Below are 12,307 nucleotides of genomic sequence, written 5' to 3'. Positions count from 1 at the left end.
TAAGGTCTGAACCATGAGTTTGCTCAATATCGGGATGTCGGGACTGGCCGCTGGCCAATCCTCATTGATGACAACCGGCAATAACATTGCCAACGTCGACACCGCCGGGTACTCGCGCCAGCAAACAGTGCAAGGCACCAAGGCCTCGCAGCAGTTCGGCAACGTATGGATCGGCACCGGCACCACGCTGGCCGATGTACGTCGGGTCTACAACAGCTACCTCGATGCACAGTTGCAGACCACCACTTCGCTCAACAGTGACTCGGCTGCCTACCTGGGCCAGGTGACGCCGCTGGACAAGCTGCTGTCGGACAGCGGCACCGGCCTGAACGGCGCCCTGACCAAGTTCTTTGCCTCGGTGCAGAACGTCAATGCCAAGCCCGGCGACGATGCGTCCCGGCAGTTGCTGCTCAGCGATGCCCAGGCCTTGAGCAACCGCTTCAACTCGATGTCCACGCAGTTGAATCAGCAGAATGCCACGATCAACGGCAACCTGACGAACATGGCCGACCAGGTCAACAAGCTGGCCGCGACCGTGGCCCAGTTGAACCAGCGCATCTCGGAAATTTCCAGTGCCGGCGGCATGCCGAACGAGCTGCTCGACGCCCGTAACGAAACCGTCCGCCAGCTGTCGACCTTTACCGGTGCGCAAGTGGTGGAGCGCGAAGGCAGCCTCGATATTTACCTGGGCAGCGGCCAGCCGCTGGTCATGGGCAACACCGCCAGCAAACTGGAAATGGTCCCGAGCAAGGACGATCCGGGTCGTCTGGGGATTCAGCTCAATCGGGGTTCGAGCACCATCGACATCACCTCGATCATGACCGGTGGCGAGATCGGCGGTCTGCTGCGCTATCGCAGCACCGTGCTGGACCCGGCCATGAACGAACTGGGTCGCGTGGCCCTGGTCGTCGCCGATCAGATGAACAGCCTGCAAGCCCAGGGCATCGACAAGAACGGTGACTTCGGTTCGAACCTGTTCAACAGCATCAACAGCGCTGCGCAAATGTCTCAGCGCAGCGTCGCGGCCCTCGGCAACAATGCCGGCAGTGGCAATTTCGACGTCACGATCGAAGACACCGGCAAGCTGACCATCAACGATTACAAGGTGACCTTCACCAGCGCCACCGACTACACCGTCCAGCGTCTGCCGGACAACACGCCGATGGGTAGCTTCAGCACCACGACGACGCCACCTCCGGTCATCGACGGTTTCTCCTTGAACCTGAAGGGTGGCACGCCGGCTCCAGGTAACACCGCGACCGCCGGCGACACCTTCAAGATCACCCCGACCCGCAACGCGGCGACGAACATCAAGACCGAGATGACCGACTCCAAGCGCCTGGCCATCGCGGCGCCGCTGGGTGCGGCCATTGGCGCCGGCAACAGTGGCACCCTGACGATTCCGGCCAGCGGCCAGCCGACCCTGACCACCAAGTTCGACATCTACGACACGGCCACCGCAACAGCGATGCAGAACGGCCTGAAGTACTCCACGCCGACCAAAGTGGTGTTTGGCGACGTGTCTGCCGACGGCACCAGCCAGACCTACCAGTTCCTGGATGCCAATGGCGGTGTCATCAGCAGCGGCACCATCAAGCCGAACGAGAACAACACGCTCAACCTGACCATCCCGCTCAAGGATGCCACGGGCGCGCCGATCCCGCCGCCGCCTGCGACCCAGTACACCGCGACCTTCGAAATGACCGTCGCCGGTTCGCCGACGTCGGGCGCTTCGATCAACGTTTCGCTCAGTCAGCCGGGGAGCCTGGACAACCGCAATGGCACGGCGCTGGCTGGCCTGCAAACCGCGCAGACCGTGGACACCGGTTCTGCCAGCAAGGGCATTTCCCTGACCGACGCCTACGGCAAGCTGGTCGAGGGTGTAGGTTCCAAGGCCGCCCAGGGCAAGCTCGACAGCGCCGCCACCGAAGCCATCCTGGCCAACGCCAAGGGCGCACGCGACTCGCTGTCGGGTGTCGACCTCGATGAAGAGACCGGCAACCTGGTCAAGTATCAGCAGTACTACACCGCGTCCTCGCAGATCATCAAGGCTGCGCAGGAAATCTTCAGCACACTGATCAACAGCCTTTAAGGAGTCGTAGTCCATGCGCATTTCTACCGCCCAGTTTTACGAGACCACGGCTGCCAACTATCAGAAGAACTTTTCCAACGTGGTCAAGAGCAGCGAAGAGGCCAGCAGCCTCGTGCGCGTGAACACCGCCGCCGATGATCCGGTCGGTGCTTCGCGCCTGCTGCAATTGGGTCAGCAGGCTTCCATGCTCGATCAGTATGCGGCCAATACCAACACCATCAAGGCGACCCTGGGTCAGGCCGAGTCGGTGCTGGACAGCATCAACAACGTGCTGCAACGCGCCAAGGAACTGGCCATTGGTGCCAACAACGCCGGCTACACCGACGCCGACCGTCAGGCCAACGCCTCGGAACTGGGCCAGATCGAAGAGCAGCTGTTGAGCCTGATGAACACCAAGGATGAAAACGGCAAGTACATCTTTGCCGGCTCCAAGGGTGATGTCGCTCCGTTCAGCCGCAACTCTGACGGCACCTACTCCTACAACGGCGACCAGTCGACGCTGAACCTGCCCGTCGGCGACAACATGTCGATGGCCACCAACAGCACCGGTTGGGAGCTGTTCCAGCAGGCGATCAATACCGCCCGCACCCAGGTTACCGGTTCGATGAATGACGGTCTGGTGACCCTGTCCAACGGGCAAGTGACCTCGAATGTGACCTACAACAGCAAGTTCCGCGGTGGCGAGCCCTATCAGATTTCGTTCGTCAGCGGCACGCAGTTGCTGATCAGGGACAACCTGGGTAACGACGTGACCAACGAAGCCACTCAGGGCGGCGTGATCACCACGGGCAAGAACCAGAGCATCAGCTTTCGCGGTATCGACCTGTCCCTGAACTTCAACGACCCGGCGGCTCCATTGGCCGGTCGTACGTTCACCCTGGAAGCCAAGCCGGATACCTTCAACGTCGCTCGTGGCCCTGGCAACCCAAGCTCGGTGCAGACGACCGGTACCCGCATTACCGATCCGGTTGCCTACCACGCCAGCTTCCCGAGTGGATCGGCGGTGCTCAAGTTCACCAGCGACACCACCTTCGACCTGTACGCGGCACCCATCACGGCCGACAGCCGTCCTGTTTCCAGTGGCACGATGGTCGGCAACACCGCGACTGCATCCGGCGTGGAGTTCACGCTGGACAACACCGCAGCCAATCCCTTGCAGAACGGCGACCAGTTCAACGTGGCGGTCAATACCCACGAGACCCAGAACATCCTGGACACCGTGAGCCAGCTCAAGACTGCGCTGAACACGCCGACCACGGGTAACGCTGTCGCCCTGCAGAAACAACAGGCGGCCATGACCGCAGGCATGGCCAACCTCGCCAGCGGCATTGACCAGGTGTCCGCCGGCCTGAGCTCGATCGGTGGTCGTGGCTCGGCGCTGGACATCCAGAGCGACTCCAACCAGGCGCTGGTGCTGGCGAACGCCCAGACCCAATCGGTGATCCGTGACTCGGATCCGGCCGAGGTGATGACCCGCCTGACCCTGCAGCAAACCATGTTGCAAGCTTCGCAGTTGGCGTTCAGCAAGATCGCGCAGTTGGGCTTGTTCAACAAAGTCTGATCCGGGGCATGGGGTCGCATGCGGCATGCGGCCCTGACCCTCCATTTTTTACGGTTCAGTACGTCGCGCTTTCGCAGCCGATGACGCCCACCGGTCGAGAATCACGCGTGTGAAACCTACTCCTCTTGTCAGTATCGCCATCCCTGCCTTCAACCCGCGTTTTTTCCGTGAGGCACTGCAAAGTGCACTCGACCAGACTTACGAAAACCTTGAAATCGTCATCTGCGATGATTGCCGTACGGATGAGATCGAACAGATCGTCGAGTCACTGAACGCCCCTGCGCACGTGCAGGTGCGTTATCAGCGCAACTCGGTTCGGCTGGGGTTCCAGCAGAACTTGCTGCGCTGCTTCGAAGAGAGCCGGGGCGAGTTCATCAAGTTCCTGTGTGATGACGATCAACTGATGGTGAGCGACGTCACCAACCAGGCGGCCATTTTGCGCGAGCATGCCGAAGTGATCCTGGTCGTGAGCAAGCATCACGTGGTCGACGCCGACAACTACGTCTTGCCGATCCGCATGGAAAACGTCGGGCTGACGCCGTTCGATGCGTTGTTCAAGGGCGATGATCTGCTGGCCGCCTTCGAGAGGGCACCGCGCAATATTCTGGGCGGCTTCACCTGTGCACTGATGCGTCGCGAAGACATCGCCACCTTGCTGCCTGCCCTGGCCGACGCCGGGTTCAATGCCGTGCTCGATTTCGCGTTGTACGTCTGTCTGTTGCGGCGTGGCAATCTGGTACAGCTCAGCAACGTTGGCAGCATCGAACGCCTGTACCCGGAGCGTTTGAGCAAGCGCCCGGAGATGGTCTCTGCTGCGGCCGTCGAATGGGAATGGCTGACTCAGATGATCGCTCAACGCGGTGGCGAGGCCCCACCGGCCACTGACTGGGTTCGCTACGTGATGATGGAGGAACTCACGGCGCCGGAGTCGCGAGAGTGGGACGAGCTCAATCTTTACACGATAATGTCCACGCGCCAGGGCATCATGCTGGTTCAGGTCGGTACCGACACTGAAAGCTATGCCGACCTGTATGCGCAATGGATTGACTGCCGCCGCCTCACGCCATCGCGCAAGCAAGTGCTGTCTCGGCAGATCGCGCGTTGGGCGCACCGTCCTGCGATTGTTCCGGTGATCATCGATGCGGATGAAGACGCCTACGCGCTGCGTGTGACCCTCGAGAGTCTCGAGGCCCAGACCTACGCCTGTGAATCGATTGTGCTGTTGTCCAATGGCACTGGCGAGCTGGATGACCGGATTGTGCGTCTGCCACTGCAATCGGACTGGCCGCAGCAACTCAACCAATTGATGCCGCAATTGGATACGGCCGACTGGTTCTATCTGTTGCGTGCCGGCGACCGGCTGACCGAGTCCGCGCTGCTGGTTCTGGCCGATCGGATCGTGGGTGCGCCGGGCGCGTCCTGCATCTACAGCGACGAAGGTGCGCTGGTGGACGACGAATCCGAGCAGCCGGTTTTCAAGCCCGATTTCAACCTCGACCTCATGCGCAGTTACCCCTATGTTGGCCGCACTCTGGCGTTCGAGCGGCAACGATTCCTCGCATTGGGCGGATTCGATTCGCAGGCGGGTGAGCTGGCGCCACATGACCTGATCTGGCGCCTGGTGGAAACGGACGGGACGCATGCCATCGGGCATATCTCGGAAGTGCAGGTCGAATCGATGTTCGCCTTCGCGCAATGGTTATCCCTGCCCCAAGTGATCGAACAGAACATGCGTCTGATCACGGCGCACTTGCAGCGCATCGGGGTCAGTCATGTGTTGCATCCGGGGCCGGTGCTGAAGCTGGTCCCGCGGATCGAATATCAGTATGGCGAGCGTCCGCTGGTGTCGATCATCATCAACGTGCGTGACGAATTGTCTGCGCTCGAACGTTGCATCAACAGCCTGATCAGCACGACGGCCTACACCCGTTACGAAATCATCGTTGTCGACAATGCCAGTGAAAGCACTGAGATGCGCCATTGGCTCGAGGCCATGGCAGAACTGGGCAGCGACACCTTGCGCATCTATTGCTGTTCCGAAAGGGGCAGCGATGCACACGTCAGGAACTTCGCGGCGCAACAGGCGCGGGGCGATTATCTGTTGTTGCTCAGCCCCTATTGTGTGGCCCATGAAGAGCGTTGGCTGGATGAGCTGCTCAATCATGGGCAGCGACCGGAGGTGGGGATCGTCGGGCCACGCACACTCAACCTGCAAGGCAATGTGATCGATGCCGGTCTGGTCCTGGGCCTCAATGGTCTGGCGGGCCGGGCATTCGTCAATGAGCCGGTAGCCTCCGGTGGCTACATGCAGCGACTGCACGTGGTGCAGAACTGGAGTGCCGTCAGCGGGCATTGCCTGTTGGTGCGCAGGCAGGTGTTCGACAGTGTCGGCGGTTACGAAGAGACCATCAGCACACAAGGCATCAACGCCCTGGAACTCTGTCTGCGCGTGGGCCGGGAAGGTTACCTGATCGTTACCACACCCTATTCGAATGTGGTGCTGGTTCCGCCTGTACAGACCCGGACCGAAGAGCGCAGCAAGGAGCAACTGGAACTCGAACAAGAGACGTTCTACCGACGCTGGTTGCCACAGATCGCCAATGATCCGGCCTACAACCGCAACCTGAATTTGAGCGGCGACAGCTTCGGCCTGTATCCCGGCGCGCGCACGGGGTGGAACCCGCTGTGTACGCGCAATGTGCCGACTGTTCTCGGTCTGGCGCTCAACAGTTCGGCGATCGGTCACTACCGCGTCAGCCAGCCGTTGTTCGAGTTGCAGAATGCGGGACGAATCGTCGGGCGGGTGGCCTATGACATGCCGTCGATCATCGAAGTCGAGCGTCAGTCGCCCGATGTCGTTATTTTCCAGGGGCGCTACAACCCGAACAAAATCAATGACATCGTCCAGCTGAAAAACTATTCCCAGGCCATGCGCATTTACGAACTGGACGATTACGTCGTCCGGATTCCCGAGAAGAACGAACACACGCGCAACATGCCCGAGAACATCGAGGCGTTGATGCGCAAAGGCATCGCCATGTGCGACCGGGTGGTGGTGTCGACCCATGCGCTGGCCGGTGTACTCGCGGACATGCACCACAACATTCGCGTGGTGCCAAACATGCTGGCACCTTACCTGTGGAGCCACCTCACCAGTCGGCGCCGGACCTCGAACAAGCCGCGTGTCGGCTGGGGGGGTGGCACCAGTCACCGTGGCGATCTGGAGCTGATCGCCGACGTGGTTCGCGAACTGGCTGATGAGGTCGAGTGGGTGTTGTTCGGCATGTGCCCGGACATGCTCAAGCCCTATGTTCACGAGTTTCACCCAGGCGTTGCGCTGTCGGAGTACCCGGCCAAACTCGCGAGCCTGAACCTCGATCTCGCGCTGGCTCCGCTGGAATTCCATATTTTCAACGACTGCAAGAGCAACCTGCGACTGCTCGAATACGGCGCCTGCGGGTACCCGGTGATTTGCTCCGATACCGAAGCGTATCGCGGTCATTTGCCGTGCACCCGCATCCGCACCAACAGCACCGATGAATGGCTGCAGGCTATTCGAATGCACCTGTCAGACCCGGCGGCCAGCTATCGGATGGGCGACGAATTGCGTGAAGTGGTCTTGCGCGACTTCATGTTGCGCGGCGATAACCTGCAGTACTGGGCCGATGGCTGGCTGTCGGAGTCTTGAGTCTCAACGTGGAACAGCCAAAAGAACGTCATGCCGCTGATTCGGCAACCCGCTCGTTATAGGAATTTATATGCAAAGCAACTTCTCGAATGGAACAACTGCTGCGTTGAACGAGCAGTTGACTCTGGTGCTGTTGGCCCACGAACAACCGCGTGCCGTGCGCCGTGCTCTGCGCTATTACAGCGCCTTGCCATGTGCCGTACTGGTGGTCGACTCTTCTGCAGAGCCGGATGCCGATATTGCCTCGACCTTCTCCGGCGTGCAGTACCTGCACGCGCCTGCGCCGCGGTTCGAGCATTTCACCGTGACCGTCCGCAAGGTGATCGAGCGTATTTCTACGGCTTACATGGCGGTCGCCGAAGTCGAAAGTTTCCTGTTGCCTGAAGCGCTCGGCCAATCGCTGGCGTTCCTCGAGGCCCATTCTGATTACGGCACCTGCCAGGGTTACAGTCTGGCATTCGAAGCCCATGCTGATCGTGTCGACTATTACCGCCGTGACCGCAAGGGGTGCGAGGACTACAGCGACGATTCGGCTGAAGGTCGCCTGGCGGTGCTGGAGAACGATGGTCCGTCCTTCGCCAACGCCGTCACACGCACCGATGTCCTGCGGCGCTGGTTTGCCTCGATGGGTCAGAACTTCAATCCGAACGTGCAGGGCAATGGCTATTCCGATGGATTGACGGCAGGTGCCAAAGTGCGCGTGTTGCCTATTCCTTACGCGCTGCACGAGCGCCGTAGCGCTACGTTTGGCGAAGTGACCGAGAAACTCTTCGAGTCGAGCTGGAACGCCCAGCTGGGTGAGCCTGTTCGTCGTTTCGAGCCAACCCAATACATCGAGTTGCCGTTCTATAACCAGGCATTTTTTGATGTGCTGAGTGCACTGGAGTTTCTGCTGCACGCAGTGCCGACGAGCCAGGTGCAACTGGAAGAGCTTGAGGCCGCGATGCTCAAGCAGAAAGAATGGTCACGCGTTCACCGCAACACCAGTGCCGAGCCGCTCAATGAGCGCTTGCTCAAGGCCTTCGAACTGTACGCATTCAATCAGGATGTGGTGCAGCAACTGGCTCGCTCGCTGCAGGCCGATGGCGACAAGGAACAGGCGCAGAAAGTTCTGGCATGGGGCCAGCGACTGGCGGCGGCGACGCTCGAAGACAATGGCCGGCTGTTCGATGCCACGCAGTCCGGTCAACTGCTGCAGTGGCTCGAGGCGCGGGATCCGAGCGCGGCTCAAGTCAAGGACATTTCCCGGCACCTGGCGCGTCACGCCGGTGGTCCGACATTCGGCATTCTCTTGCTCGATCTGGAAGCCGACATTTTCAAGCTGCAGGCGACCTTCGACAGCATCATGAACAGCCACTGCCGGGCGTTCAAAATCGTCGTCTTCACCACGGGCGATCTGCCGGCCGAAACCACTCTGCAAAACACCCTGCATTTCGTCAAAGTCAACGAAAGCAACTATGTGGACAAGATCAACCAGGTTGTCGAGCAGAGCGACTGCGACTGGATGGTGTTGGCCGAGGCGGGCGATGAATTGACGCCGAGCGGGCTGTACCAGGCGAGCCTGGAACTGCTGGGCGACGATCAGATTCGTGCCGTGGCCATGGACGAATTCCAGCGCCAGGAGAACGGGACGCTGGCCGGTGTGTTCCGTCCGGGCTTCAACCTCGACCTGCTGCAAAGCTACCCGGGTGTGATGGCGCGTCACTGGCTGGTACGTCGGCAAGTGATGGTTCAGGCCGGTGGATATGCCCGCGAATTCAAGAAGGCGTTGGAATTTGACCTGTTGCTGCGTCTGATCGAGCAAGGCGGGCTGGACGGTTTCGCGCATCTGGCTGAGCCTCTGTTGATTTGCACGGCGCCGCAACAGGAAACCAACGCGGATGAGCGCAGGACGCTGTTGCGTCACCTGGCCACCCGTGGCTACCAGGCCGAAGTCGGCTCGGTGGTGCCGGGCACTCACAAGATCGACTACCGTTTCACCGAGCGCCCGATGGTCTCGGTCATCCTGCATGGCGCCACCGATCTCGAAGCGTTGCAACGTTGCATCCGCAGTATCCTGCAGCGCACTCGTTACCATCGTTACGAAGTGCTGCTGGCGGACAATCCGGCTTATGCGGCGGCATTGGGTAACTGGCTCGACAGCCAGGGCCCGCATGCCAACCGGGTTCGTCTGTTCAGCGCAGAAGCTGGCCTTTCAACCGCCAACCTGATCAACACCGCCAGCCAGCACGCCCAGGGTGAATACCTGGTGACCCTGGCAGCAGACGCAGAGGTGGTCAATGTCAACTGGATCGAGTCCTTGCTCAATCAGGTGCTGCGTCCGGAAGTCGGCGTCGCCGGCGCCAAACTGATCGATGAGCAGGGCCAGGTCACGCAGGCGGGTCTGATCCTCGGTTTCAACGGCCTGGTCGGTTCACCGTTCGTGGGCGAACCGAAGACTGCCCATGGCTACATGAATCGCCTGGCTGTGGAGCAGAACTGCTCGGCCGTTTCCTTCGCCTGCCTGATGATCTCCAAGCAACTGTTCGAAGCGGCTGATGGCATCGATGTCGAGCAGTTTGCCGATGCGTTCGGTGATATCGACCTGTGCCTGCGTGTCGGTCAGGCCGGTTATCTGACGGTGTGGACGCCCCATGTGCAGGTCATCCAGTCGGGTGCGCTGGCGCAGTCCGAAGCGGCTCGTCAGGCGTTCGGCGAGAAGTGGGCCGAAGCGCTGGGCCATGACCGTTTCTACAACAGGAATCTGTCCGTCGAAGGTTCCGGTTTCACCCTTGGGCCAGTGACCAGCGTTGCCTGGGCTGAAGTCATGAAAGAAAAGGAGCAGGTATGAAAGTCTGCATTACCCACCGAGAAGCCTTTTACCACCTGCTTCGTGCGGTGTTTACCGCGTATGACAAACAGCCACTGATCGCCGAGCTGGGTGTCCTTCGCGGTGAGAACGCGCTGAATCTTTACCATGCGCTGGACCCGAAACACATGGTCCTGATCGACAGCTGGAGCCCTGCTGCCAGTAATGCCTACAGCCCTTTTGACCCATTGCCACACTGGCTTGAACCGGTTGAAAAATATGCTTACTACTACGGCGGCCCGCTGGATGAAATGGCCACCTTCGACAGGCTGTATGACGAGTGTCTGACCCGGTTCAGCGACAAGGACAACGTGACGGTGATCCGCTCCGAAACCATTGCCGCGATTGACGACATCCTGCCGAGAAGCGGTATTGAAAAATTCGATCTGGTCTACATCGACGCCAACCATCAGTACGAGTACATCCTGCGTGACTTGATGTACTACCAGGAACTGGTGGCTGACGATGGTTTCATCCTGTTGAACGATTGCTGCCACAGCGTGCAGGGCACCAAGCAGAACCTGGGTGTACTTGAAGCGATGAGCAGTTTTATCAAACGCTCGGACTTCATCCCTCTGGCGGTCAGCAGTACCGACTGGTCCGACGTGATCCTGGTCAGAAAAAACTCGATCATGGTGCAACTCGTCGATATCGCCCTGACCAACTCGGATATTCCGTTCGTCGAGATCCCTCACCAGCTGATGCCGGCGGCGCGAGTTGTCTACGGACAGCGCCGGGTCAACCTGAGCTTTACCTGATTCACCCCTTACAAAGCCCCGTTCGGGGCTTTGTTCTTTCTGGCATGGCGACCTTTGAGCCAGCGGGCCAAGAGCACGGAAAGTCAGCACTTTCCTGCAGCATTTTTTCGCTTCGCGGGTGAAATATTACATTCATGCGCTTAACGGCGTGACGCATAGGTCATAAAGTGCATCTTCACTGTATTGTGTTCCTGGGAGCGGGCGATGAGTCCGCCCCCGGAAATCAACCATTTTGATGCGCCCCTGAGCTTTTTCGGGGTGAACCTAGTCGCTGTTTTGATCGGGAAGCCATGATGATTGGCATAAAAAGCATAGCGAGTTACGTGCCGGCTGCCGGTGTGGATAACTACGCTCAGGGTGCCAAATTCGCCAAGGATGAAGAGTTCATTCTGGGCAAGATCGGTTCGGCGTTCCTGCCGCGCAAAGGCGCAGAGCAGGAAACCTCGGATCTATGTGTTGAAGCTGTCAATGCACTGTTCGCCAACCATCCTGAATTGAAGCGCGATTCCATCGATGCGCTGATCGTCGTGACCCAGAACGGCGATGAGGAAGGTCTGCCCCATACCGCCGCCATTGTGCAGGACAAGCTTGGCCTGCCAACGCATGTGGCCGCATTCGATATTTCCCTGGGGTGTTCGGGTTACGTCTACGGTATCTACGCCATGAAGGGCTTCATGGAAGCCACGGGTTTGAAAAATGGCTTGCTGATCACCGCTGACCCGTACTCGAAAATTGTCGATACGGAAGACCGCAACACCACCATGCTCTTTGGTGATGCTGCCACCGTCACCTGGATGGCCGAAGACGCACCGTGGTTGCTGGGCAAGTCCAAGTTCGGCACTGACGGTTCCGGCGCGCCGCATTTGAAGGTCAGTGATGGCGTGTTCTTCATGAACGGACGTCAGGTCTTCAATTTTGCCTTGTTGAAAGTGCCCGCTCACTTGCACGAGCTGCTCAACGAGTCGGACTTGCAAGCCGGCGACATCGATGCGTTCTGCATTCACCAGGGCAGCGCGGCGATTGTCGATGCCGTCGCCCGGCGTTTCGAAGGTGAGCCGGAGAAATTCATCAAGGACATGGTCGAGACCGGTAACACCGTGTCGTCCAGCATTCCCTTGTTGCTGGAAAAGCACGTTCTGACGTCTGACTGGAACCGCGTGGCCATCAGTGGTTTCGGGGTGGGGTTGTCCTGGGGGTCGGCGATTCTCTATCGCGACTGATCTTCAGCTGCTTTTTCATAGCGCTGCCGGCCTGCCGTCAGCGCTTTTTTTTGGCCTCAATCTTTCATGTGGTTTTTTTTGACGTCATTTTTCAAACCCCGTCAACGCCAAGCCCTTGATTTACAGGGGGTGGCAGTCTG

The 12,307-nt window shown here is 59.5% G+C and carries 6 protein-coding genes; all 6 read left to right on the top strand.

Translation table 11 applies throughout. From position 1 onward, the window contains the following. Positions 1-13 precede the first annotated feature (13 nt). Positions 14-2,092 (top strand): flagellar hook-associated protein FlgK, encoded by a 2,079-nt coding sequence (gene flgK / locus ACM6IM_RS13230; RefSeq protein ID WP_371048918.1) that lies wholly within the window; start codon positions 14-16, stop codon positions 2,090-2,092. A 13-nt stretch (positions 2,093-2,105) separates the two neighbouring features. Next, positions 2,106-3,653, top strand: coding sequence for a flagellar hook-associated protein 3 (locus ACM6IM_RS13225; protein WP_414865347.1), 1,548 nt, complete (start codon positions 2,106-2,108; stop codon positions 3,651-3,653). 109 nt (positions 3,654-3,762) lie between these two features. Further along, positions 3,763-7,341: a glycosyltransferase gene (locus ACM6IM_RS13220; RefSeq protein ID WP_414865346.1), complete on the top strand. Its 3,579-nt coding sequence runs from the start codon at positions 3,763-3,765 to the stop codon at positions 7,339-7,341. Between the two features lie 70 nt (positions 7,342-7,411). Beyond that, entirely contained in the window at positions 7,412-10,171 is a 2,760-nt protein-coding gene (locus tag ACM6IM_RS13215) for a glycosyltransferase family 2 protein (protein ID WP_414865345.1), read from the top strand. Continuing rightward, complete coding sequence (locus ACM6IM_RS13210) at positions 10,168-10,947, top strand: class I SAM-dependent methyltransferase (RefSeq protein ID WP_414865344.1); 780 nt, start codon at positions 10,168-10,170, stop codon at positions 10,945-10,947. Before ACM6IM_RS13215 ends, ACM6IM_RS13210 begins: the two co-directional genes overlap by 4 nt. 293 nt (positions 10,948-11,240) lie before the next feature. Continuing rightward, on the top strand, positions 11,241-12,167 hold the full coding sequence (locus ACM6IM_RS13205; protein ID WP_414865343.1) for a ketoacyl-ACP synthase III: 927 nt from the start codon (positions 11,241-11,243) through the stop codon (positions 12,165-12,167). Positions 12,168-12,307: the final 140 nt, after the last annotated feature.

The organism is Pseudomonas sp. IT-P12, from assembly GCF_949767465.1.
Classification (GTDB): domain Bacteria; phylum Pseudomonadota; class Gammaproteobacteria; order Pseudomonadales; family Pseudomonadaceae; genus Aquipseudomonas.
Note: the sequence above shows the minus strand (reverse complement) of the source record. Positions and strands in the feature narration are given on the sequence as shown.